Genomic DNA, 23,345 nt, shown 5'->3' on the forward strand with positions numbered 1-23,345 from the left:
CGATCATCGCGACGGCGTGGTTTCGTTGACGTTGGCGACGGGCGGCAACTTCATCTCGCCGCACGAGCAGCCCAGCCGGTCGAGCAGACCGCTGAGCTTGACGGCGTCGGCATCGGACAGTTTCGAGCCGACATATTTCTCGATCGCGGCCGAATAGGCGCCCCACATCCGCTTCTGCAGTTCGCGGCCCGCTTCGGTAATCTCCACGAACTGGCCGCGCTTGTCGATCTTGCATTCGCGCCGGGAGGCGAGCCCCTCGTCGACCAGGCGGTCGATCAGGCGCGAGGTGGAGTACTGTGGGATCAGCATCTGCCGTTCGAGTTCCACCGGCCGCAGCTCTCCGCTCGGCGCGCGCGACAGCTCGAGCAGCGCGTCATACCAGGCCAGCGGCGGGAATCCCGCCTTCTTCAGGTCCTGCTCGACGCAGTCGAGCACGCGGCTCTGCACCCGCATCAGGCGGATCCAGGCGGAGGTTGCCTCGGTCGATGGTTTGCGTTTCATGGTCCCGCTCAAGATCGTCGCCCGTCTCTTACCTCATTCGATGCACCTGCATCAATCTTGACTATTGCATGCAGATGCATGTAGGCGTTCCTTCGCCGCAGCCAAGCGTCAAGAGGAGGAAATTCCATGAAGCTCTATTACTCGCCCGGGGCCTGCTCCCTGTCCCCCCACATCGCGCTCCTGGAAGCCGGCCTGCCCTACGAGCTGGTCAAGGTCGATATCCGGGCCAAGAAGCTCGAAAATGGTGAGGATTATCTGAAGCTGAACCCCAAGGGCCAGGTCCCTGCGCTGGGCCTCGACAGCGGTGAGATCGTGACCGAAGGCCCGGTGATTGTCCAGATGATCGCCGATCAGGCCTCCGCCAAGGCGCTGGCGCCGGCCCATGGCAGCGCCGAGCGCTACAAGCTGCTCGAATGGCTGAACTTCCTCACCTCCGAGGTGCACAAGAGCTTTGGCCCGATGTTCGCCCCCGCCTTGAACGACGAGGCCAAGGCCTTTTTCAGGGATCGTGTCATGGGCAAGCTGAAATACATCGACAGCCAGCTCGCCGACCGCGACTACCTGATGGGCAAGCAGTTCACGGTGGCCGACGGCTATCTCTTCACGATGCTGACCTGGGCCGACCGGATGAAGTTCGACTTCACCGCGATGCCGAACCTTGCCGCCTACAAGGCCCGCGTCGCCGCGCGCCCGCAGGTGCAGGAGGCGCTGAAGAAGGAAGGGCTCGCGCAGGCGAAATAGGCGCCCGCAAGACGCAACAAGCGAAAGGCCGGATCGAGGATCCGGCCTTCATTGTGAACCATTCGATCTGCAGCGGCGTCGAAGGATCATCTCCGCGAGACTGTTGTCCCATGAACATGATCGTCCTCATGACCGCCGCCGGCGCACCGCTCGCGATGCTCGGCTTGTCGACGCCGGTCACGCCGGAGCGCAGCTGCATCTTCATGGTCCATCCGCAGATCACCTCGGCCGTATTCGAGAGCAAGGAAGGAAAGATCGTCTTTCCGGACCGGCCAACCGAATATCCGTGCAGCTACGCCAAAGTGAAGGGCGGAACGGGCATCGCCTTCACCAACCAGAATGGCTGGCGTTTCGTGGTCAGCATTGGCAGGGGCGATGAAGGCACCTGGAAAGCCAGCCTCGCCGACGATTCGGTCTCGGGCCGCGCGTTCTCGCCGTTCGGGGACGGCAAGTAAAAGCGCCGGATCAACGATCTGCTGCAGCACGGCGCGGACCCTTGGCGCCGGATTATCGTACCTTGATTAGACTTATGAACTACTGTTCGCCAAATGTAAGTGGTGCTGTCTTGTCAGCACCTGCAAAGCGGGCGAGCTTGGCAATTTATTGAAGATAATTTGCACCGTCACCGGAGTTGAAGTTGACGATTGCCATCGTCCTGATCGTTGCAAGTGCGTTGGTGGGAATAGCGACAGGTCGCGTTTTCCGGATCTGGGCGCTGGTCATAATCTCGCCGCTGATCGCGATTGTCTCGGCGATCGTTCTTCGCCTGTACGATTTCGGGATGGTGGGGGGCGTGACCGTCATCGCCATCTGTCTTGCCGTCTCCCAGCTTGCCTATTTCGCGACATCGTATCTGCTGCACGCTCGCGCGGTCTCACCCCATGACGAGGTCGACGGCCAGCCAGGCGAGATAGGCCAGCCAAAAATCCGCCGCCAGCACAAGTAGCGCCAACGCGACCCAGAGCGCCGGGCCCTTGCGACGCAGGCGCGCCGGCTTCTGCTGCGATGAGAGAAGGTGGGTTGCGGACGCAACAGCATATTTCGCGGCAAGATCGCGACCGAGCGCGGTCTTCCGCAGTACCAGTGAGTTCATCAAGGACAACTTTCTTTTCGTCTTCGGCTTGCCGAGGAGATCGGCAAGTGCCCCAACGCGATTCGTGACCCTGACCCGCAGCAAGACTAGTGCCAGGGCCGAGCAAAAGAACGGCGCCGCTTTGACGCGCCTATGACAATTGCGCGACGCTGCAGCAGCGGGGACTCTGGCACGGTTCCTACCCCGATTCTGTGAGCGGTTCCACAACCTGGAACAAATTGGATTCAACCGTGAGGATGCGCAAAAGAAAAAGGCCGGATCGATGATCCGGCCTTCGTTGTTGTCGTGTAGCCCGGATGGAGCGAAGCGCAATCCGGGTCTTACGTGTCGGAAGCTCTGTCCCGGATTTCGCTGCGCTCAATCCGGGTTACGAAGTCCAACGATCAGGCAGCTGCCGCCTTCTTCGGCGCGAAGCGCCCGTAGAAGGTTTCCCCCTTCGCGGCCATCTCCTCGAGCAGCTTCGGCGGGGTGAAGCGCGAGCCGTACTTCGCTTCCAGCTTGTGGCAGAGCTCGACGAACTTCTTCGTGCCCATGAAATCGATATAGGACAGCGTGCCGCCGGTGAACGGCGCGAAGCCGAAGCCGAGGATCGAGCCGACATCGGCCTCGCGCGGATCGGTGATGACGTTGTCCTCCACCGTGCGCGCGGCTTCCACCGCCTGCACCACCAGGAAGCGCTGCTTCAGCTCCTCGATATCGAGCGTGTCAGGGTCGAGCTGCTTCGGCTGCAAGGCCGAGAGGCCCGGCCACAGGCTCTTCTGGCCCTTGCCCTTCTCGGGATAGTCGTAGAAGCCCTTGCTGTTCTTGCGGCCGAGACGGCCCTGCTTTTCGACCATCTCCACCATCAGCTTCTTCTGATCGGGATTGATGGCGTTGGGGCCGAGATCGGCTTCGGTGGCCTTCATGATCTTGAGGCCAAGGTCGAGCGCGACTTCATCCGACAGCGATAGCGGGCCGACCGGCATGCCGGCCATCTTGGCGCAGTTCTCGATCATCGCCGGCGGGACGCCTTCGAGGAACATCTCGTTGCCTTCGGCAACGTAGCGGCCGACGCAGCGATTGGCGAAGAAGCCCCTGGAGTCGTTGACCACGATCGGAGTCTTGCCGATCTGCCGGACGTAGTCGAGCGCGGTCGCGAGCGCGACGTCGCCAGTGTTCTTGCCGAGGATGATCTCGACCAGCATCATCTTCTCGACCGGCGAGAAGAAGTGGATGCCGACGAACTTGCCCTGGTCCTTGAAGCCTTCGGCCAACGAACTGATCGGCAGCGTCGAGGTGTTGGACGCGAAGATCACGTCGGGCTTGAGATATTCCTGCGCCTTGGCAAAGGTCTCCGCCTTGACCTTGCGATCCTCGAACACGGCCTCGATGACGAGATCGACGTCCTTCAGCGCCGCGTAGTCGGCGGTCGGCGTGATCCGCGCGAGCAGCGCTTCGGCATCCGCAGGCTTGGCGCGGCCCTTCTTGATCTGGTCCTCGATCACCTTCTGCGCATGCGCCTTGCCCTTGTCGGCGCTTTCCTGGTCGCGGTCGATCAGGACGACGTCGAGGCCGGCGCGGGCCGAGACGTAGCCGACGCTCGCGCCCATGAAGCCGGCGCCGATCACGGCGATCTTCTTCACCTTGGTTGGGGCTACGTCCTTCGGACGGCGCGCGCCCTTGTTGAGCTCCTGCATCGACAGGAACAGGCTGCGGATCATCGCGGCCGCTTCCTTGGAGCGCAGCACCGAGGTGAAGTAGCGCGATTCCACCCGCAGCGCGGCGTCGATCGGCAGCTGCAGGCCCTCATAGACGCAGCTCATGATCGCGCGCGCGGCCGGATAATTGTCGTAGGTCTCGCGGCGATAGATCGCATTGCCGGCCGGGAACATCATCATGCCGGCCTTGGAGAACACCGGACCGCCCGGGAGCTTGAAGCCCTTCTCGTCCCAGGGCGCGACCGCCTTGCCGCCGCCCTTGATCCAGTCCTTCGCGGCCTTGACGAGGTCGGCGGCGGGCACGACGGCGTGGATCAGGTTCAGCGCCTTCGCCTTCTCGACCGTGACAGGATCGCCCTTGAGCAGGATCGTCATGGCGTCCTGCGGCGGCACCAGGCGCGGCACGCGCTGCGTACCGCCGGCGCCGGGGAACAGGCCGACCTTGACCTCGGGCAGGCCGAGGCGGGTCTTGGGATTCTCGGCCGCCACGCGATAGTGGCAGCACAGCGTGATCTCGAAGCCGCCGCCGAGCGCGAGGCCGTTGATCGCGGCCGCCCACGGCTTGCCTGACGTCTCGATCGAGCGCAGCACCTGCGAGAAGCGGCGGCTCTGGTCGAACAGCATCTGGTTCGCGGCGGTCTCGCCTTGCTCCTTGAAGACTTTTGCGTAGGCCTGGTTCATGCCTTCGAGCATGGAGAGGTCGGCGCCAGCGCAGAATGCTTCCTTGGCGGAGGTGATGACGACGCCCTTCACCGCGGCATCGGCCGTGGTTGCCTTGACGATCGCGTCGAGCTCATTGGTCGAAGTCTCGTCGAGCACGTTCATCGAACGGCCCGGGATGTCCCAGGTGACGAGCGCGATGCCGTCGGAATCGGTCTCAACCTTGAAGTTCTTGTACGACATGGTGGTTGCTCCTCGGTGCCGCAGCCAGTCTTCGGCGCGGCGGTTGACTGTGATCTCGTAGGGTGGGCAAAGGCGCTCTTGCGCCGTGCCCACCATCATTCGCGAAGACAGCAGTGGTGGGCACGCTTCGCTTTGCCCACCCTACGTTCTTACACCCGCTCGATGATGGTCGCGGTGCCCATGCCGCCGCCGATGCACAGCGTGACCAGGGCCGTGGACTTGTTGGTGCGTTCGAGCTCGTCGAGCACGGTGCCCAAAATCATCGCGCCGGTTGCGCCGAGCGGATGGCCGAGCGCGATGGCGCCGCCATTGACGTTGATCTTGGCATTGTCGATGTCGAAGGCCTGGATGTAGCGCAGCACGACGGAGGCAAACGCCTCGTTGAGCTCGAACAGATCGATGTCCGACTTCTTCATGCCGGAACGCGCGAAAAGCTTTTCGGTGACGTCGACCGGGCCGGTCAGCATCATCGCCGGCTCAGAGCCGATGTTGGCGAACGCACGGATTTTTGCACGCGGCTTCATGCCGTACTTGGCACCCGCCTCCTTGCTGCCGAGCAGCACGGCACCGGCGCCGTCGACAATGCCGGAGGAGTTGCCGGCGTGATGCACGTAGTTGACGCGCTCGATCTCGGGATGCGACTGCACCGCGACGCCGTCGAAGCCGCCCATCTGCGCCATCATCGTGAACGACGGCTGGAGCTGTGCCAGCGACTGCATCGTCGTCGAGGGACGCATGTGCTCGTCCTTGGCGAGGATGGTGAGGCCGTTGATGTCCTTCACCGGCACCACCGACTTGTTGAAGCGGCCCTCGTCCCAGGCCTTAGCCGCGCGCTGCTGGCTCTGCACCGCGTAGGCATCGACGTCGTCGCGCGAGAAGCCGTACTTCGTGGCGATCAGATCGGCCGAAACGCCCTGCGGCATGAAATAGGCCGGCACCGCCATCGAAGGGTCCATCGGCCAGGCGCCGCCGGAAGCGCCGATGCCGACGCGGCTCATGGATTCGGCGCCGCCGCCGATCACCAGCTCATGCTGGCCGCTCATCACCTGGGCTGCGGCAAAGTTCACGGCGTCGAGACCGGATGCGCAGAAGCGGCTGATCTGCACGCCGGGCACGGCCTCGCCGAGGCCAGCCTTGAGCGCGGCGAAGCGCGCGATATCGGAGCCGGCTTCGCCGACGGGATCGACCACGCCGAGCACGACGTCGTCGACCGAATCTTCCGGCAAATTGTTGCGGTCCTTTAGCGCCTTCAGCGGCACCGTAGCGAGCGCCAGCGCGGTCACTTCGTGCAGCGCGCCGTCCGCCTTGCCGCGGCCGCGGGGAGTTCGGACGTGGTCGTAGATATAGGCATCTGCCATGGGAGCCTCCTGATTGCAGTTATTGGTTACGACCGCGACGCGATCGGGATCATTCCTGGAATGTGAATTCGTAGAACAGCGGCAGCCCTTCGCCATGGCGGAGGAATTGCCGCGCAGTGTCGTAAGCCTTCATCCCCGTGCTCAGATCGAGGATGTGATCGAGCTGGGGGGTGGTGGTCGTGTCCGTCAGGTAAAACCCTTCGATACCGAGAATCCCGACACCATTGGCCTCGCAGCGGTCGACGATGTCGAGGGCAGAGCGCGCGCAGAACTTGTCGCGGCGGAGCCCGGCGCCGAAGGCGCGAAACTCCGCAACGATCGCGTCTGCTGCCGACATCGAAACTCCTCAGAACGCTTCCGCCGGCAATTCCATGATGGTGGCGCAGCCGGACTGGATGCGCGCGAGATTGGCCGCGGTTTCCGGCAGCATCCGCTCCATGAAGAAGCGGCCGGTGACGAGCTTGGTCGAGAGATAGGGCGTCGCGCCGCTCTCGGCAATCTTGGCATTCGTCACCTTCGCCATCTTGGCCCACATGTAGCCGAGCGCGACGAAGCCGAAGAGATGCATGTAGTCGGTCGCGGCGGCGCCCGCATTGTCCGGCTTCATCATCGCATTCTGCATCAGCCAGGTCGTGGCCTGCTGGAGATGGCCGAGCGAGGCCGAGAGCGGGGTGATGAACGGCTTCATCGCCTCGTCGCCGCCGTTCTCCTTGGCGAAGGCCATGACCTCGCCGAAGAAGGCCATGATGGCGCGGCCGCCGTCGCGAGGCAGCTTGCGGCCGACGAGGTCGAGCGCCTGGATGCCGTTGGCGCCTTCATAGATCATGGCGATACGCGCATCGCGCACGAACTGCTCCATGCCCTGCTCGGCGATGTAGCCGTGGCCGCCATACATCTGCTGCGCCTGCACCGCGTTGGCAAAACCGTACTCGGTGAGGAAACCCTTCAGCACCGGCGTCATCAGGCCCATGTGGTCGTCGGCGGCCTGGCGGTCCTTCGGATCTTCGGAGCGGTGGGCGACGTCGCTCTTCAGCGCGGTCCACATCACGAAGGCGCGCGCGGCCTCGTTGAAGGCGCGGATCGAGAGCAGCGTGCGGCGCACGTCAGGATGCACGATGATCGGGTCGGCCTGCTTGTCCGGCGCCTTGGCACCGGTGAGCGCGCGGCCCTGGATACGCTCGCGGGCGTAGGCGACCGCGTTCTGATAGGCCACTTCAGACTGCGCGAGGCCCTGAACGGCGACGCCGAGGCGGGCCTCGTTCATCATCACGAACATGCCCTGCATGCCCTTGTTCTCTTCGCCGATCAGCCAGCCGGTGGCGTTGTCGTAGTTCATCACACAGGTGGAGTTGCCGTGGATGCCCATCTTGTGCTCGATCGAGCCGCAGACGACGCCATTGCGCTGCCCGACCGAACCATCGGCATTCACCAGGAATTTCGGCACCACGAACAGCGACACGCCCTTGATGCCGGCGGGCGCGCCCTCGATGCGGGCGAGCACGAGGTGGATGATGTTGTCGGCGAGATCGTGCTCGCCGGCCGAAATGAAGATCTTGGTGCCCGTGATCTTGAAGCTGCCGTCGGCCTGCCGCACCGCCTTGGTGCGGAGCATGCCGAGATCGGTGCCGCAATGCGGCTCGGTCAGGTTCATGGTGCCGGTCCACTCGCCCGCGATCATCTTCGGCACGTAGGTCTGCTTCTGCTCCGGCGTGCCGTGAACGAGCAGCGCCGCGGTCGCACCCATGGTGAGGCCGCCATACATCGAGAACGCCATGTTGGCGGAGATCTGGAATTCGTTGACCGCCTGGGAGAGCGTTACCGGCAGGCCCTGACCGCCGAACTCGGTCGGAGCCGACAGGCCGAGCCAACCGCCTTCGGCGACCTGCTTGAACGCGTCCTTGAAACCCTTCGGCGTGGTGACGCTGCCGTCATCGGCGCGCTTGCAGCCTTCGAGATCGCCCACGCGGTTCAGCGGCTGCAGCACCTCTTCGGAGAGCTTGGCGGCCTCGCCCAGGATCGCCTCGCGCACGTCGCTCGACGCATCGGAGAAGCCGGCGAGGTTGTCGTAGCGGTCGATCTGGAAGACGTCGTTGAGCAGGAAGTTCACGTCTTCGACGGGGGCTTTATAGATCGGCATGTTGGTCTCCCGGCATGGGCTCTGAAGGGATGATGTTGGGCTTATGATTGGGTGGCGGCAAGCTGCTCCGCCATTAGGCGGTGCAGCATGTTGATCGCCTTGAGCGGGCGCACCATCACCTTGAAATGCGTGATGCGTCCCTCGGTATCGAAGGTGATGATGTCGACGCCGTTGATCTCGATGCCGTCGATGACATTCTTGAATTCGAGCACGGCGCCATCGGCGCTCTTCCACTCGCCGACATAGGTGAAGCCGGGGCCGCCGAGCACCTTCTCGGCGCTGGAGAGATATTTGAAGGTGATGTCGCGGCCGCGCTGCGGCGAATGCACGACGGGGCTTTCGAACACGGCGTCAGGATGCAGGAGGTCCCAGAGCGCGGCGCGGTCATGGGACTTCATGTAGGCGTACCAGGAATCGAGGCCGGTCATTCTCGGGTCCCTCCCTAAAGGGCTTTTCAGCAGCCTTGGCAAAAAAACGCGAAAACAACCCCATGCACAGTAGCGCCCAGCTTGATTTTGCTGGGTTTTCGGGTGGGGTCTTTGGCCCCATCCTCAAGCCGCCTCATATGCACATTGACGCATATGCGCCGATGCGCATAAAGTCAAGCGAGTTGGTCACGGTCGAAGAAGGAGGTCAGTCATGGCACTGGGCGACGCAATCCTCGCATGCCTGACGGAACGTCCGATGACGGGCTACGAGCTCGCCAAGACGTTCGATTCCTCGATCGGCTTCTTCTGGAAGGCCGACCACCAGCAGATCTACCGCGAGCTCTCCAAGCTGCGCGACCGCGGCTACATCCAGGGCCGTGAGGTCGTGCAGTCAGGCAAACCCAATAAACTCATCTATACGCTCACTCCCGAGGGCCGAACAGCGCTGCGGCACTGGGCCGCGCGGCCAAGCACGCCCCCCTCGATCAAGGACGACCTGCTGGTGAGGCTGCATGCGCTCGACAGCATCGACACCGAGCCGATGCGCACCGATCTGATGGCCCGCCTGGAGCACCACCGCGACCGCCACGCCAATTACGAGCGCATCCTGAAGAAGCGTTTCCCGGACGGCACGGCGGAAGGCCGGCTCGATCTCGGCAACCTCCTCCTGCTTCAGCTCGGCGCCCGCCACGAGCAGATGGTGGCCGATTTTTGCGAAGAGGCGCTCGCGGCGCTGTCGACGATGAGCGGCAAGGCCGCGGTGGTGCCGATCGAGGACGGCAAGCGGGAGAAGGGTTGAGGCCTGTCGAGGGCCTCCGCGACGGAAGTCTGCCGCCACACCCGCGGTGTCATGCCCCGCGAAGGCGGGGCATCCAGTACTCCGAGGCGGCGCGGCTAGAATCGAGCCGCCGCGGCGTACTGGATCGCCCGCCTTCGCGGGCGATGACAGCGAAGTGTGTTACGGCAGCAGGAACAGATGCCCGCCTTCGCGGGGCATGACACCGGCTATTTGGCGACTGGACGAGCGCCACAATCAACCCACCGGTTCCCGCCGCCCAACTTTAAGACACCCGCGCCGCATTCCTTAACCCGTTATTTACCGTAACAGGAAAAAGTCGGTTTTCGAGGCAGACGACCCGCGCCAAATTCGATTGTCTTTGCAACCGGCACGCGTGGGGAGGCTGGAGGCGCCGGGTGGGGCGCCGGAGTCGGAACCGGACAGAGTCATGAATTCGCGCGTATCGTGGAGTGTTGACGGCATCGATCCATCCGTAAGGGAGCGGGCCGAAGCTGCTGCGCGTCGCGCGGGCATGTCGCTCAACGATTGGCTCAACTCCACGCTCGGCGAGACTGCGCCGCCGAACTTTCGCGGACCTTACGATCAGCGTCAGGATCAACGTCCGCAACACATGCCGAGTCAGGAGAGCCGCGAAGTCGCCGACATCCACCAGCGGCTCGACGCGATCACCCAGCAGATCGAACGGATTTCAAAGCCCGCGCCGCGCCAAGACTCTTCCCGTGAAAGAGACGTCTCGCGCGAGCAGGGCGTCGCGCGCCAGCTCAACGACGCGATCTCGCGGCTCGATGCGCGCCTGTCGCAAATCTCCCGTCCGCAGCAACAACAGGCGCCGCGGCCAGCCCCTGCCCCATCGCCCGTTGAAACGCGCCAGCGCCAGGCCGACGCGGTGGAGCGCGCGGCAGCCCAAGTCTATCGCAGCTCACCACCCCTGAGCCCCGCATCGTTCGACGTCGCGGTCGCCGAGATCACCGCGCGCCAGAGCGAGCTCGATGGTTTTGCGCCCAGGCAGATGCCGCCGCGCGCCGCACCGTCGATTGCGCCCACAGCGCATTACGCGCCGACCATGGCACCAATGGCGCCGCACGCGTCTGCCTATGCCCCGCCGCCATCGCAGCCGGGGCCGGATTTCTCGGCGCTGGAGCGGCATCTGCTCAAGATCACCAGCCAGATCGAAGCGCTGCAGCGGCCTGACAATACCGAACAGGCGATCAATGCCTTTCGCAGCGAGCTTGCGGAAATTCGCACCGCCATCACCGAGGCGATGCCGCGGCGCGCGATCGAATCGATCGAGAACGAGATCCGCTCGCTGCATCGGCGCATCGACGAGACCCGCTCCAACGGCACCGACGGCCAGGTGCTGTCAGGCATCGAGCGCGCGCTGTCCGACATCAAGCAGGTGCTGCGCACGCTGACGCCGGCCGAGCAGCTCACCGGCTATGACGAGGCGATCCGCAATCTCGGCGCCAAGCTCGACCTGATCCTGCGCGCCAATGACGATCCCTCGACGGTGCGCCAGCTCGAAGGCGCGATCGCCGCGCTGCGCGGCATCGTCTCCAACGTCGCCTCCAACGAGGCGCTGGCACGGCTGTCCGAGGACGTACAGCTGCTGTCGTCCAAGGTCGACCAGATCACCCGCGCCTCCGGCCACAGCGACAGCTTTGCGGTGCTGGAGCAGCGGATCGCCGCGCTCACCGCCGCACTCGAAACCCGCGAGCGGCCGCAGCCATCCGAGAGCACCGAGCATCTGGAAGCCGCGATCCGCGCGCTGTCGGACCGTTTCGACCGCATGCAGGTCGGCAACGATTCCGCCTCGACCTTCGCGCATCTCGAACAGCGGGTCTCGTATCTCTTGGAGCGGATCGAGGCCGCCGCCGATCCGCGCAACGGCAATTTGAGCCGCGTCGAGGACGGCCTGCACGACATCCTCCGCCACCTGGAGCGCCAGCAGGCGACCTATTCGGCGCTCGCCGAGAGCCGCAACGCCGCGCCGCCTGTCGATTCCGGCGTCGTCGATCTCGTCAAGCGCGAGCTCTCCGACATCCGCTTCAGCCAGGCCGAGACCAACCGCAGCACCCAAGACTCGCTCGACGCCGTGCACAGCGCGCTCGGCCACGTCGTCGATCGGCTCTCCATGATCGAGGGCGATCTGCGCGCGGTGCGCACCGCGCCGCCGGCCCCTGCGCCGCAGCCGATGCCGATGGCCGCGCCGATGGAGCCCGCGCCGGTGGCGCGCGAGCCGCGGCCGCAAGCACCGCACCAGCCGAAATACGATCCGAAGCCTGAGCTGCCGAACCCGGCCGCCATGCAACAGCAGCCGCCGCACTCCACCTTCGTCGCTGCGCCGCGTGAATTCCATGCCGCTGCGCCCGCTGCACCGCCGCCGGTGCCGCCGGCGCCGCCTGTTCCGCCGCGCGCGATCAGCGAGATCCTGGAGCCGCATACGGCGCCCGCGCGCGCTGCGATCGCGCCCGAATTGCCGCCGGACCATCCGCTCGAGCCGGGCACACGGCCGGGCGGCCGCGTCGCCACGCCCTCGGAGCGCATCGCCGCCTCTGAAAGCGCGATCAGCGAAATCCCCGCCGCACCGAAGGAGCCGGTGTCGTCGTCGAGCTTCATCGCGGCCGCGCGCCGCGCGGCGCAAGCTGCCGCCGCGCAGCCTCCCGAGAAGCCGGCCCGTGGCGCCAAGGCCGCGATCGCCCGCGCCAAGGAGAAGGGCCAGGAAGGCGGCTCGACCATCACCTCAAAAATCCGCTCGCTGCTGGTCGGCGCGAGCGTCGTCGTGATCGTGCTCGGCACCTTCAAGATGGCGATGAACCTGCTCGAAGGCGGCAGCGCGCCGCCCGCGCCGCAGGCGATGCAGGATATTCCGAGCCAACCGACACCGCAGGCCGCGCCACCGCCGGTCGAGACCAAGCCGGCCGCGCCCGAGCAGATCACGCCATCGATGACCTCGCCGACGCCAATCGGCCGGCAATCGCAGAACAATGCCGCGCCGACGCAGCCCGCGAATTCCGGCGGCGCGGCCTCGGTTGAAATCCCGCAGGCGCCTGCCGCAGCAGTGCCGCCTGCTGCGAGCAGCGACATCACCGGCGCGCTGTCGGGCACCAGCCGTGCACGGCTCGGCCTCATCCAGGTGCCGCCGAGCGAGAAGCTGCCTGACGGCATCGGCGGTCCGGCCCTGCGCACCGCCGCGATGAAGGGCGATGCCAGTGCGGCCTACGAGATCGGCTTGCGCTTCGCGGAAGGCAAGGGCGTCGCCACGAATTACGACGAAGCGGCGAAGTGGTACGATCGCGCGGCGCAGGCCGGCCTGGTGCCCGCCACCTTCCGCCTCGGCACGCTCTACGAAAAGGGTCTCGGCGTAAAGAAGGACGCCGACATCGCCCGCCGCTACTACACGCAAGCCGCCGAGCGCGGCAACGCCAAGGCGATGCACAATCTCGCGGTGCTCGATGCCGATGGCGGCGGACGCGGCGCCAATTACAAGAGCGCGGCGCAGTGGTTCCGCAAGGCAGCCGATCGCGGCGTCGCCGACAGCCAGTTCAACCTCGGCATCCTCTATGCCCGCGGCATCGGCGTCGAGCAGAACCTCGCCGAGTCCTACAAATGGTTCAGCCTCGCGGCCGCGCAGGGCGATGCGGATGCCGCCGGCAAGCGCGACGACGTCGCCAAGCGCCTCGACCCGCAATCGCTCGCCGCCGCCAAGCTCGCGATCCAGACTTTCAGCGCCGAGCCGCAGCCCGACGATGCCGTCAACGTCGCGGCTCCGAACGGCGGCTGGGACAGCGCGCCGCAGGCGAATGCGAAGCCGGCGCCGAAGCCGGTCGCCGCCAAGCGCTCGGCCTCCGCGGCGCATTGAAGCGCGATGCGATAGCGCTCCGCGAACAGGGTCCTTCGCACTACGGCGGCGTTTCCCAGGCAAGCCTGTCGATGTTGCCGAGCGGCGTAATTTGATTCGACAGGAATATGACCGCGCGCAATCCATCGGTGTAATAGGGGTCGCCTGTCAGATTTGCACGCGGCGCGGATGGTGGTGCGGCTCCGACGCCATTGACGTAACCGAATCGCTCGCTGAATCCGGACATGATGAGATCCTGAAGAAAATAGGCCCGATCGAAATCGACGTCGGGCGCAATCTTGTGCGTGGTCAAGTTCCATGTCTGATCGGTCAGGCGGACACCAATATCCCGGCTCACATGGCCGACCCACACCCTTCGATTATCGAAGGTGTACGGCGTCAGCCAAAATCGGGCGTGAATGCGCTCATTGATGGTGGACCGGGCTTTCTGAACGACGACGTCTTCCCTGCGGCCGAACACGTAAAGCGGGCTCACGGGCGACGTCTGATACGGATCTCGAAGCAAGAAAGCGCGCGCGGTCTCGATCGCGCTTGCAAAATCGAGCTGTCTGGCAAGGTGCCAGCCGCGGGCAATGAGAGGGACGATGGGGTCTTGCTTGCTTTCGATGATGACGAGATTGAGCGGATCACCGTCACGTTTCCCCTCGGGCCCTTTAGTACAGCAGGCGAAGTTTGCAAATCTCTCCCGCAATGACGAAAGATCGAGTTCCTCGATCTTCGTGCCGGGATAGACTTTCTCGGCCCGAATATTGGTGCCGACAAACGGCGGCCCTGGAACCGACAGCGCAAGGTCGAAGCTCTCCACGCGGCTCTTCCCGACGATCATGATGTGTGCATATTTGATGCCGGCATCCAGAACCCCGTAGACGAAGCCTGTCGTCTTGCTGTGCGGCGCAAGCTCGGTCGGCATCTGGCGCTTGAGAAAGAATTCGTCACGGGCGCGGTTGGCGAACCATGACAGAGCGCCGTGGAATCTGTAGGCGACCTCATAGGCAGAATAATAATCGGGATCCATGGTGACCGGGAGAAGCGCCAATGCCTCATTGGTCTCGTTCTCGATCGACAGCCAGACGGGTTGAATGTTGTAGCCGGCCAGATTTTCACCAAAGCTCCTCTCGCTCTCATCCGCTCCGAGTGCGCTCGCACTCACCTTGATTCCCGGTACCGACTTCTGCTGGGCGCGGTTGATGAAGCTTGCATCTCCGCTCGGATCTGGTGAAAACCGAAATGAGTTGACGACCGCTATCAACGTCAGCGCGAGAGCCAAAAACACGACACTCAGGATCTTGTGCGCCCTGATCGTCTTGATGGGGTTGAGAAGAGCGACGACATTCTCGTTCATCTTGTCACCCGGCCTTTTCGTCAGGACGATGCGGATCAGGCTGCGTTCACGTCCCTCTACCTCGGTTATCGTCCCGGGCTGACGATGCTCGGCTGTTGATCTGCATCAACGCTTCGGGCCCCTTTCGATGGCGGCAATCGCCAGTGCGGGTGTGCATGGAGGCACGCCGTTCGCTGCTGGGCTATTTCCAGGCAAAAGAAGCCGCAGACGCAGTGCCTTGAATTCGGCTCAGCGCACAGGTCTGTTGCGAAAAACGCCGTGCCGTGTTCAATTCGTTGTCCCGCGGCGCGGCGTTTTCGGCTATGTGAGGAACGCGGCAATCGCTCGTCCTGCACAAGCATTCCGCAGTCTTCGATCGTCCGCCGGACCAGGCTCGATGCAGCTCTATCTCCCGATCGCCGATCTTCCGGTCAACGTCTTCCTGGTGCTGGCAATGGGCGCGGCGGTCGGCTTCGTCTCCGGCATGTTCGGGATCGGCGGCGGCTTCCTGATGACGCCGCTTTTGATCTTCATCGGCATCACGCCGGCCGTCGCGGTCGCTTCCGTGGCGAGCCACATCGCGGCCTCGTCCTTTTCCGGCGCCCTCTCTTATTGGCGACGGCGCGCGATCGATCCGGCGCTGGCGAGTGTCTTGTTATGCGGCGGTGTGACCGGCACGGCGCTCGGCGTGTGGACCTTCACGCAGCTTCGCGCGCTCGGCCAGCTCGACCTGATGATCGCGCTGTCCTACGTCGTGCTGCTCACCACGGTCGGCAGCCTGATGTTCTCCGAGGGCCTGCGCGCCCTGATGCGGACCCGGCGCGGCGCGGTGCCGCCGCGGCGCACGCACAACTGGATCCACGGCCTGCCGCTGAAGATGCGGTTCAAGCGCTCGAAGATCTATCTCTCGGTCATCCCTGTGCTCATCGTCGGCACCGTGATCGGCTTCATCGGCGCCATCATGGGCATCGGCGGCGGCTTCATCCTGGTGCCGATCATGATCTATCTGCTCAGGGTGCCGACCTCGACGGTGATCGGGACCTCGATGGTCCTCACCCTCGTCACCATGCTGGTCGCGACCATGCTGCACGCGGCGACCAATCACCTGGTCGACGCGGTGCTGGCGCTGATCCTGATGGTCGGCGGCGTCACCGGGGCGCAGTTCGGGGCCCGGGCCGGCCAGAAGATCCGCGGCGAGCAGCTGCGGCTGCTGCTGGGTCTCTTGATCCTCTCGGTTGGCGTCCGCTTCGCGATCGAGCTGGTGATCGAACCTGCGGATCTCTTCACCATCCGTGAGCTGGGGGTGGGCAGCTGATGCGCATGCTCCTCGCCTTGCTTCTCGTCCTGCTGCTCGGCTCCGCCGCGCGCGCCGAGCGGCTGATCGTGTCGGTCTCCAATCATCGCGTCACGGTGACGCCGAACTATTCCGGCGAGGAGCTGGTGCTGTTCGGCTCGGTGGAGAAGGACGCCACGACGCCTGCCGAACGCACCGCCTACGATCTCGTGGTCACCGTGATGGGTCCGCGCGCCGACATGGTGACGCGGCGGAAGGAACGCACCTTCGGGATCTGGATCAACATCGACTACCGGCAGTTCCTGCAGGTGCCGACCTATCTGGCGCTGTTCGCCAACCGCCCCTTCGACGCCATCACCTCGCCCGAGATCGCGCGGCGGCAGCAGATCGGCCTCAACAACGTGCGGCTGACCCAGCGGGTCAGCGGCGACTTTGCCGACGTGGTGCCGAACGACGCGTTCCGCTCGGCCTTCATCCGCCTGCGCACCCAGCGCGGGCTCTATCGCGAAGACCCGAGCGCCGTGACGTTCCTGACGCCGACACTGTTCCGCACCGGCATTCCGCTGCCGGCGGAGGTGCCGATCGGCACCTATGAGGTCGAGATCAAGCTGTTCGCGAACGGCGCGCTTGTTACCAAGACCGAGACCGCCTTCGAGATCGTCAAGGTCGGCTTCGAGCAGTTCGTCGCGACGACGGCAAGGCAGAACGGGTTCGTCTACGGCCTCGCCACGGTGGCGATGGCGCTGATGACGGGCTGGATGGCGTCGATTGTGTTTAGAAAAGACTAGCCGCGTACTCCGTTATTGCGAGCGCAGCGAAGCAATCCAGAGTCTCTCCGCGGTGACGGACTGGATTGCTTCGCTGCGCTCGCAATGACGATGTAGCGCGATCACGGCGCCCCGATCACCGTCGGCACGCCCGGCTCCAGCAATCGCAACCTTGTCCCGAAGCCGAGCGCATCGAACGTTTTGCGCAGATCCTCGCCGTTCTGGCGGAAATGCGCCCAGCCTTCGGTGTGCACCGGCACGATCATCGCATCGGGGAATGCGCGCGCGGTTTCGATGGTGTCATTGGTGTCCATGGTGAGGTGGAACGGTCCGCGGGTTTGCGCAGCGCCCGCGAACGGCAGCACCACGCCGCATTTGAAGCGGCGCGCCACTTCAGCAACGCCGTCGAACCAGGTGGTGTCCCCGCTGATATAGATCGGACGCGTATCTTTGCGGCTCGACTGCACCACGAAGCCGATGACGTCGCCCGACAGCGGCTCGATACCGGCGGGGCCATGGCGCGCCGGCGTCGCGGTGATCGTCAGCGAATGACCATCGTCGTCCTTCAGATGCGCGGTCGCCCAGGGCGCGAGGCCCTCGACATGGCCGCCGAGACGCTTTGCGCCGGCTTCCGTCGTCAATGCGCGCGGCGCTTTCAGCAGATAGTCGCGGCCGGAATTGTCGAGATTGTCCGAATGCTGGTCGTGGCTGAGCAGCACGGCATCGATTGGACCGATCGCATCGGCCTTCATCGCGGGACCGATCGTCTTCTCCAGCTTCACATGCGGCAGCTGGTAGGCGCCGGGCGCATCGAAGGTGGGATCGGTGAGCAGGCGAAATCCGTCGATCTCGATCAGTGCGGTGGGGCCGCCGATCAACGTGATGGAAATGGGCATGGGAACTCCTCTTACGCAGCGGCCTTTGCAGGGCGCGTCACGAGATAAATGCCGAGCGCGACCGGAATGATCCCGAGCAGGTCGCGCGCCTCGACGTGCTCGCCCAGCACGAGATACGCGAACAGCATGCCGAGTGGCGGCATCAGGAAGTGATAGGCGCTGGCGGCGGTGGCGCCGCACACTTTCAAGAGATGAAACCAGAGCCAGTAGGCGAGGATCGAGCCGCCGAGCACGAGAAACGCGAAGGCGCCGATCAGGCTCGGTGTGAAGTCGATCGCGTGGATGTCGGCGAAGGTCAGCGCGACCGGCGTCAGCACGATGCCGGCGGCGAGGTTCTGCACGCCGTTGCCGATCCACAGACTTCCCTTCGGCGCGAGCAGCTTGAACAAAATCGTGCCGGCGACGATCGAGGCCAGCGAAGCCAGCGTGAAGACGATGCCGTGAGCGGAGTCGGTGCCGACCGACAGGCGATGCCAGACGATCGCCGTCACGCCGATGACGCCGAGCAGAAGGCCAGCCGCCTTGCGCCAGGTCATGCCTTCGCCGAGCAGCAGGGCCGCTAACGCGGCGGTGAATACCGGATTGGCCGAGACGATCAGGCCGCCAAGACCGGCGGAGACCGATTGCAGCCCGGTGTAGCCGAGCCCGAGATAGAGCGCGTTGTTGGCGATGCCGAGCACCGCGAAGATCGCGACGTCGCGCCAGGATAGCGACCAGGACTCCCCGCGGACGAGCGTTGCACCCAGGATCAAAATGCCGGCGAGCGAGAAGCGCGCGGCAAGCAGGATCAGCGGCGGGCAATGGGTGACGCCGATCTTGCCGGCGACGAAGGCATAGCTCCAGAGCAGGCAGAACAGGCCGATGGCGAGCGGCAGCGTGTTGAAGCGGCTGCGGGGGGCGGGAAGCGAGGTGGCGAGGGACATGAGGGCATTCTCCTGAATCCTTGATCTAGGGACGCCGCTTGTCATTTGGAAATTAAATGATTAACTTCCATCCAGTGGATTTTCAAATGGAGGCGGCCATGCTCGATCTCGAGCTTCTGCGCAGCTTCGTCTCGGTGGTCGAGGCCGGCGGCTTCACCCGTGCCGGCGAGCGCGTCCACCGCACGCAATCGACCGTGAGCCAGCAGATCAAGCGGCTGGAGGAAGACGTCGGCCAGGTGCTGCTGCACCGCGACGGCAAGGACGTGCGCCCCACTGAAGCCGGCGAGCGGCTATTGTCCTATGCGCGGCGGCTGCTGTCGCTTGCGGAGGAAGCGCGCGACATGCTGCGCCAGCCGGACGGCGAAGGCGCGATCCGGCTCGGTATCCCCGAGGATTTCGCGGCCTATCGGCTGGCGAAACTGCTGGGGACGTTCTCGCGCTCGCATCCCGGCCTGCGCCTCGACGTCCGCGCCGACCAGAGCAAGAACCTCGCCCGCGATCTCGAGCGCGGCGAGCTCGATCTCGCGCTCTACAAGCGCGCGGCCGGCGAGAAGGGCGCGATCGCGGTGTGGCCCGAGCGGGTGCACTGGGTCACCAGCAAGAGCCACCCGATCGACGTCGACGCGCCATCGGTGCCGCTGATCGGCTTTCCGACCGGCTGCCTCTACCGCGCCGGCGCGATCCACGCGCTGGAGACCGCGGGCCGCGCCTGGCACATGGCCTATTCGTCATCGAGTCTCGCCGGCATCCAGGCCGCGGTCGCCGCCGGCATGGGGCTGAGCATCCTGTCGGAGATGTCGATCCAGTCCGACCACCGCGTGCTGACGGCGAAGGACGGCTTTGTGCCGATCAACAAGACGGAAGTGGCGCTGATGGCCTCGCCGAGTGCGAACCCCGCGACGCTGCGGCTGGCGGACCGGCTGGCGGAATTCTGCGAGAATGTGCAGGCAAAGGCGGCGTGAGCCGTTGCGATCGCATGCCGTTGCCAAACGGAAGGTATTCGTATGGTGGGCAAAGGCGCGCCGCGCCGTGCCCACGATCTCCAACTGAATGAGCAGATCGTGGGCACGCTACGCTTTGCCCGCCCTACGAAGCGCGACTGCTGCCACAAGGAAGGTACGTTCCCTCCCCCCTTGCGGGGGAGGGCTAGGGAGAGGGGTACTACACGGGAACTCTCTCGATTAGCGTACGACGACCTTCAGGCAGACCTTTTTCCCGGCTACCCCTCTCCCCCGCCCTCCCCCGCAAGGGGGGGAGGGAGCGCAGTTGTGCGCATGGAGAGAGTAACGCGTCAGATCGCCGTGCTATCGCTAATCAATAACACCGCGACGCGGCGATCGCGTGGACGCGGCGGTCGCCGAGCAGGTGGGCGACAAAGCCGTTCTTTGGAAAGATCCTTGCGAACGCTTCATCGCGGATGCTGAGGCCGCCGGCATAGGCGCCGAAGGCGGGCATCACGGCGCGCATGCCGTCGCTGGCGAAGCAGCGGCGCTCCATCGAGCGGCCGCGCGCGGAGATGCGGGCCTTCGGATGCAGATGGCCGGCAATCTCGCCCTGCGCGCCGGTCGGCTCGTGGCGGAAGGTGATCGGGCCGATCGCGACCTCGTCGGCAATGATGCCGCCGAGATCGCGCGGCAGCATGGGATCGTGATTGCCCGAGATCCAGATCCAGTCACGGCCGCTCTGGAGCGCGGCCACAGTGTCGCGGTCCGCAGCCGACAGGCGCTCATGCGCGGTACGATCGTGAAAGCTGTCGCCGAGCGCGATGATCACGCGGGGATCATGGCGGGAGATGACAGCAGCGAGCCGGCCAAGCGTCGCGATGGTATCGTAGGGCGGCAACAGCACGCCGCGGGTCGCGAAGCTCGAGCCTTTCTCCAGATGCAGATCCGAGACGACGAGCAGGCGTTGCTCTTCCCAGTACAGCGCGCCCGAGAGATCGGCAGCGAAGGTCACATCGCTGATGGTGACTCTGGAAACGCGCATGTCCTCGTCGTCTCCTGAAACCAGCGCGCCTGCCGTCACGTCGAAACCTGCTGCTATCCCATCGCCTCTTTGACGAGCTCGTCGGCGGCTTCCGCCAAAAGCTCGTCTGCAGCTTCGCCATAAACTGACTCGCGGCCGATTTCCAGCATCACGGGCACGGCGAGCGGGGAGACGTGGTCGAGTTCCCGGTGGGTGATGCGACCCTGGATGCGGGCGAGCATATCCCCCAGGCGGCGCAGATCGAGCAGGCCGGTGGCGGCATCGGCGCGCGCCGCGCGCAGCAGGACGTGATCGGCCTGGTGCTTGCGCAGCACGTCATAGACGAGGTCGGTCGAGAACAGCACCTGGCGGCGGCTCTTCTCCTCGCCGGTATGGCGGCGCGCGATCAGGCCGGAGATGATCGCGCAGTTGCGGAAGGTGCGCTTCATCAGCGCGGATTCGGCGAGCCAGGCTTCGAGATCGTCGCCGAGCATGTCAGGGTCGAACAGCGCGTTGAGATCGATCCGGCCCTCGCGGATCATGAAGGAGAGATCACCGAGTCCCCAGATCGCCACCGCATATTCGTTGGCGACGAAGCCGAGCGGCCGGGCGCGCATCCGCTCCAGGCGTCGCGTCAGCAGCATGCCGAGCGTCTGGTGCGCGAGACGACCCTCGAAGGGATAGCAGACCAGATAATGCTTGTTGGCGCGCGGAAAGCTCTCGACGAGAAGCTCGCGCACCGCGGGCACGCGCGAGACGTCCTTCTGCAGCGACAACCAGTCGCGCACCTGCTCCGGCAAGCCGCCCCAGGCGCGGCCGTCGTCGAGCAGGCGGCGCACGCGCTCGGCGAGATAGGTCGAGAGCGGAAACTTGCCGCCCATGTAGGACGGTACTTTCGGATCCTTGTCATGCGCGCGGGAGACATAGACCTGGTCCTCGACCAGGGTCTCGTAGCGCACCACCTCGCCGCTGAACACGAAGGTGTCGCCTGGGCTGAGGCCCTCGATGAAGGCCTCCTCGATCTCGCCGAGCAGCCGGCCGCCGCGCGCGATCACGCCGGTCGATCCGCCTGCTTTTCCCGCACCGCCGCCGCGCGAGCGCACCAGGCGAACCTTGAGCATGTCGTCCTCGACAATGGTGCCGACATTCATCCGGTAGCTCTGCCGCACTTTTGGATTGGCGACGCGCCAGCGCCCCTCCTTGTCCTGCTTGATGCGGGCGAAACGCTCGTAGGTCTTGAGCGCATAGCCGCCGGAGGCGACGAAATCGACGACGTCGTCGAAATCCTGCCGCGAGAGGTTTGCGTAGGGCGCGGCGGTGCGCACCTCCTTGTAGAGCTCATCGCTGAAGAACGGCTCGCCGCAGGCGCAGCCGAGCACGTGCTGGGCGAGCACGTCGAGCGCGCCGGTGCGCAAAGGCGGTGTGTCCTGCGCATTCTCGGCGATGGCGTCGATGGCGACGCGGCATTCCAGCACCTCGAAGCGGTTGGCCGGCACCAGCACCGCGCGCGAGGCCTCGTCGAGGCGGTGATTGGCGCGGCCGATGCGCTGCATCAGGCGCGAGGAGCCCTTGGGCGCGCCGATATTGACCACGAGATCGACGTCGCCCCAGTCGACGCCGAGGTCGAGCGAGGAGGTGCAGACCACCCCGCGCAGGCGCCCCGCCGACATCGCGTCCTCGACCTTGCGGCGCTGCGCGACGTCGAGCGAGCCGTGATGCAGCGCAATCGCAAGGCCGTCATCGTTCATGCTCCAGAGATTCTGGAACAGCATCTCGGCCTGGCTGCGGGTGTTGACGAAGACCAGCGTGGTCCTGTTCGCCTTGATCAACTCGTAGATCTCGGGGAGCGCATGGCGCGCGCTGTGGCCGGCCCAGGGCAACCGCTCGCGCGTGTCCAGCATTTCGACCTCTGGCGGCGCGGCGCCGCCGGCGACGACGATGTCGGCGGCGGCTTGCCTGCCTTCGGGCTGCGGCACCAGGACGCGCGCGAGTTGCTCCGGCTCGGCCACCGTCGCCGACAGGCCGATCGCGCGCATCTGCGGCGCGAGGCGCCACAAGCGAGCGAGCCCCAGCGAGAGCAGATCGCCGCGTTTCGACGTGACCAGTGCGTGCAGCTCGTCGAGCACGATGCGCTTCAAGGAGGAGAACAGGAACGGGGCATCGTCGGAGGACAGCAGCAGCGCGAGCTGCTCCGGCGTCGTCAGCAGGACGTCGGGCGGATAGCGCCGCTGGCGCTGGCGCCGCGACACCGGCGTGTCGCCGGTGCGGGTCTCGATCTTGATCGGCAGGCCCATCTCGGCAACGGGGCGCTCGAGGTTGCGCGCGATGTCGACGGCGAGCGCCTTCAGCGGCGAGATGTAGAGGGTGTGCAGGCCGCCGGCGCGCTGCAGGCTGCGGCCGGTGGAGACGAGATTTTGCTTGGCGCCGGCGTTGCGTTCGGCCGGCTGTGTCGACAACTCGACCAGCGTCGGCAGAAACCCGGCCAGCGTCTTGCCGGCGCCGGTCGGCGCGATCAGCAGGGCGCTAGCGTCCTCGCGCGCCTTCTCCAGCAGCGCCAATTGATGCTCACGCGGCGCCCAGCCGCGCGCCGCGAACCACGCGTTGAAGCGGTCGGGCAGCAGCGTGGCCGGCTCGGCCGGGATTTTGAGGATGCGGGGCGGCAC

19 protein-coding genes are annotated in these 23,345 nt (G+C 65.2%); 8 read left to right on the plus strand and 11 right to left on the minus strand.

Features of this window, described 5'->3' with window-relative positions:
* Window positions 1–3: 3 nt before the first annotated feature.
* Window positions 4–501 (minus strand): MarR family winged helix-turn-helix transcriptional regulator, encoded by a 498-nt coding sequence (locus QA649_RS41195; RefSeq protein ID WP_260386830.1) that lies wholly within the window; start codon window positions 499–501, stop codon window positions 4–6.
* A 126-nt stretch (window positions 502–627) separates the two neighbouring features.
* Here QA649_RS41195 and gstA point away from each other — a divergent pair, with 126 nt between their 5' ends.
* The 3 genes from gstA to QA649_RS41210 all read left to right on the plus strand — a co-directional run bounded on the left by gstA (window position 628) and on the right by QA649_RS41210 (window position 2,188).
* A complete protein-coding gene (gstA, locus tag QA649_RS41200) occupies window positions 628–1,242 on the plus strand; it encodes a glutathione transferase GstA (RefSeq protein ID WP_283022149.1) in 615 nt (204 codons plus the stop codon).
* A 110-nt stretch (window positions 1,243–1,352) separates the two neighbouring features.
* Window positions 1,353–1,697 carry a hypothetical protein gene (locus QA649_RS41205; protein ID WP_283022150.1) on the plus strand — a complete coding sequence of 115 codons (345 nt, stop codon included), beginning with the start codon at window positions 1,353–1,355 and terminating at the stop codon, window positions 1,695–1,697.
* Between the two features lie 182 nt (window positions 1,698–1,879).
* A complete protein-coding gene (locus QA649_RS41210; protein ID WP_283022151.1) occupies window positions 1,880–2,188 on the plus strand; it encodes a hypothetical protein in 309 nt (102 codons plus the stop codon).
* Window positions 2,189–2,718: 530 nt separating this feature from the next.
* Here QA649_RS41210 and QA649_RS41215 read toward each other — a convergent pair.
* The 5 genes from QA649_RS41215 to QA649_RS41235 form a co-directional block, all read right to left on the minus strand.
* Window positions 2,719–4,935, minus strand: a complete 2,217-nt coding sequence (locus tag QA649_RS41215) for an FAD-dependent oxidoreductase (protein ID WP_283022152.1) — start codon at window positions 4,933–4,935, stop codon at window positions 2,719–2,721.
* A 149-nt stretch (window positions 4,936–5,084) separates the two neighbouring features.
* The gene (locus QA649_RS41220; RefSeq protein WP_130363582.1) at window positions 5,085–6,293 is read right to left on the minus strand and encodes an acetyl-CoA C-acetyltransferase; all 1,209 of its coding nucleotides are present in this window, start codon (window positions 6,291–6,293) and stop codon (window positions 5,085–5,087) included.
* A 49-nt stretch (window positions 6,294–6,342) separates the two neighbouring features.
* On the minus strand, window positions 6,343–6,630 hold the full coding sequence (locus QA649_RS41225; protein ID WP_283022153.1) for a hypothetical protein: 288 nt from the start codon (window positions 6,628–6,630) through the stop codon (window positions 6,343–6,345).
* Between the two features lie 9 nt (window positions 6,631–6,639).
* On the minus strand, window positions 6,640–8,430 hold the full coding sequence (locus QA649_RS41230) for an acyl-CoA dehydrogenase C-terminal domain-containing protein (protein ID WP_283022154.1): 1,791 nt from the start codon (window positions 8,428–8,430) through the stop codon (window positions 6,640–6,642).
* Window positions 8,431–8,471: 41 nt separating this feature from the next.
* Window positions 8,472–8,858 carry a nuclear transport factor 2 family protein gene (locus QA649_RS41235; RefSeq protein WP_260386838.1) on the minus strand — a complete coding sequence of 129 codons (387 nt, stop codon included), beginning with the start codon at window positions 8,856–8,858 and terminating at the stop codon, window positions 8,472–8,474.
* Between the two features lie 211 nt (window positions 8,859–9,069).
* On the opposite strand from QA649_RS41235, the gene QA649_RS41240 reads away from it, so the two are divergent.
* Both QA649_RS41240 and QA649_RS41245 read left to right on the plus strand, forming a co-directional pair.
* Window positions 9,070–9,657: a PadR family transcriptional regulator gene (locus QA649_RS41240; RefSeq protein WP_283022155.1), complete on the plus strand. Its 588-nt coding sequence runs from the start codon at window positions 9,070–9,072 to the stop codon at window positions 9,655–9,657.
* Between the two features lie 427 nt (window positions 9,658–10,084).
* A complete protein-coding gene (locus tag QA649_RS41245) occupies window positions 10,085–13,516 on the plus strand; it encodes a hypothetical protein (RefSeq protein WP_283022156.1) in 3,432 nt (1,143 codons plus the stop codon).
* Window positions 13,517–13,556: 40 nt separating this feature from the next.
* On the opposite strand, the gene QA649_RS41250 is transcribed toward QA649_RS41245, so the two are convergent.
* Window positions 13,557–14,858: an LssY C-terminal domain-containing protein gene (locus QA649_RS41250; protein WP_283022157.1), complete on the minus strand. Its 1,302-nt coding sequence runs from the start codon at window positions 14,856–14,858 to the stop codon at window positions 13,557–13,559.
* Between the two features lie 376 nt (window positions 14,859–15,234).
* Between QA649_RS41250 and QA649_RS41255 the strand changes: the two genes are divergently transcribed.
* Both QA649_RS41255 and QA649_RS41260 read left to right on the plus strand, forming a co-directional pair.
* Entirely contained in the window at window positions 15,235–16,152 is a 918-nt protein-coding gene (locus tag QA649_RS41255) for a sulfite exporter TauE/SafE family protein (protein WP_283022158.1), read from the plus strand.
* Entirely contained in the window at window positions 16,152–16,919 is a 768-nt protein-coding gene (locus QA649_RS41260) for a TIGR02186 family protein (protein WP_283022159.1), read from the plus strand. The genes QA649_RS41255 and QA649_RS41260 overlap by 1 nt, the downstream gene beginning before the upstream one ends.
* A 101-nt stretch (window positions 16,920–17,020) precedes the next feature.
* On the opposite strand, the gene QA649_RS41265 is transcribed toward QA649_RS41260, so the two are convergent.
* Together QA649_RS41265 and QA649_RS41270 are read right to left on the minus strand one after the other, a co-directional pair.
* Entirely contained in the window at window positions 17,021–17,794 is a 774-nt protein-coding gene (locus QA649_RS41265) for an MBL fold metallo-hydrolase (protein WP_283022160.1), read from the minus strand.
* Between the two features lie 11 nt (window positions 17,795–17,805).
* Complete coding sequence (locus tag QA649_RS41270; protein WP_283022161.1) at window positions 17,806–18,717, minus strand: DMT family transporter; 912 nt, start codon at window positions 18,715–18,717, stop codon at window positions 17,806–17,808.
* A gap of 98 nt (window positions 18,718–18,815) precedes the next feature.
* On the opposite strand from QA649_RS41270, the gene QA649_RS41275 reads away from it, so the two are divergent.
* On the plus strand, window positions 18,816–19,679 hold the full coding sequence (locus tag QA649_RS41275) for a LysR family transcriptional regulator (protein ID WP_283022162.1): 864 nt from the start codon (window positions 18,816–18,818) through the stop codon (window positions 19,677–19,679).
* A 352-nt stretch (window positions 19,680–20,031) separates the two neighbouring features.
* On the opposite strand, the gene pdeM is transcribed toward QA649_RS41275, so the two are convergent.
* Both pdeM and QA649_RS41285 read right to left on the minus strand, forming a co-directional pair.
* Complete coding sequence (pdeM, locus tag QA649_RS41280) at window positions 20,032–20,703, minus strand: ligase-associated DNA damage response endonuclease PdeM (RefSeq protein WP_283022163.1); 672 nt, start codon at window positions 20,701–20,703, stop codon at window positions 20,032–20,034.
* 53 nt (window positions 20,704–20,756) lie between these two features.
* Window positions 20,757–23,345, minus strand: coding sequence for a ligase-associated DNA damage response DEXH box helicase (locus QA649_RS41285; protein ID WP_283022164.1), 2,589 nt, complete (start codon window positions 23,343–23,345; stop codon window positions 20,757–20,759).

This window comes from Bradyrhizobium sp. CB1717, assembly GCF_029714325.1.
Classification (GTDB): Bacteria; Pseudomonadota; Alphaproteobacteria; order Rhizobiales; family Xanthobacteraceae; genus Bradyrhizobium.

Coding starts and splice junctions, on each gene's coding strand:
- QA649_RS41205 (WP_283022150.1), top strand. CDS start 1,353: ATGAACATGATCGTCCTCATGACCGCCGCCGGCGCACCGCTCGCGATG.
- QA649_RS41225 (WP_283022153.1), bottom strand. CDS start 6,630: ATGTCGGCAGCAGACGCGATCGTTGCGGAGTTTCGCGCCTTCGGCGCC.
- QA649_RS41255 (WP_283022158.1), top strand. CDS start 15,235: ATGCAGCTCTATCTCCCGATCGCCGATCTTCCGGTCAACGTCTTCCTG.
- QA649_RS41215 (WP_283022152.1), bottom strand. CDS start 4,935: ATGTCGTACAAGAACTTCAAGGTTGAGACCGATTCCGACGGCATCGCG.
- QA649_RS41195 (WP_260386830.1), bottom strand. CDS start 501: ATGAAACGCAAACCATCGACCGAGGCAACCTCCGCCTGGATCCGCCTG.
- QA649_RS41265 (WP_283022160.1), bottom strand. CDS start 17,794: ATGCCCATTTCCATCACGTTGATCGGCGGCCCCACCGCACTGATCGAG.
- QA649_RS41270 (WP_283022161.1), bottom strand. CDS start 18,717: ATGTCCCTCGCCACCTCGCTTCCCGCCCCCCGCAGCCGCTTCAACACG.
- QA649_RS41220 (WP_130363582.1), bottom strand. CDS start 6,293: ATGGCAGATGCCTATATCTACGACCACGTCCGAACTCCCCGCGGCCGC.
- QA649_RS41240 (WP_283022155.1), top strand. CDS start 9,070: ATGGCACTGGGCGACGCAATCCTCGCATGCCTGACGGAACGTCCGATG.
- QA649_RS41245 (WP_283022156.1), top strand. CDS start 10,085: ATGAATTCGCGCGTATCGTGGAGTGTTGACGGCATCGATCCATCCGTA.
- QA649_RS41260 (WP_283022159.1), top strand. CDS start 16,152: ATGCGCATGCTCCTCGCCTTGCTTCTCGTCCTGCTGCTCGGCTCCGCC.
- gstA (WP_283022149.1), top strand. CDS start 628: ATGAAGCTCTATTACTCGCCCGGGGCCTGCTCCCTGTCCCCCCACATC.
- QA649_RS41250 (WP_283022157.1), bottom strand. CDS start 14,858: ATGAACGAGAATGTCGTCGCTCTTCTCAACCCCATCAAGACGATCAGG.
- QA649_RS41275 (WP_283022162.1), top strand. CDS start 18,816: ATGCTCGATCTCGAGCTTCTGCGCAGCTTCGTCTCGGTGGTCGAGGCC.
- QA649_RS41230 (WP_283022154.1), bottom strand. CDS start 8,430: ATGCCGATCTATAAAGCCCCCGTCGAAGACGTGAACTTCCTGCTCAAC.
- pdeM (WP_283022163.1), bottom strand. CDS start 20,703: ATGCGCGTTTCCAGAGTCACCATCAGCGATGTGACCTTCGCTGCCGAT.
- QA649_RS41235 (WP_260386838.1), bottom strand. CDS start 8,858: ATGACCGGCCTCGATTCCTGGTACGCCTACATGAAGTCCCATGACCGC.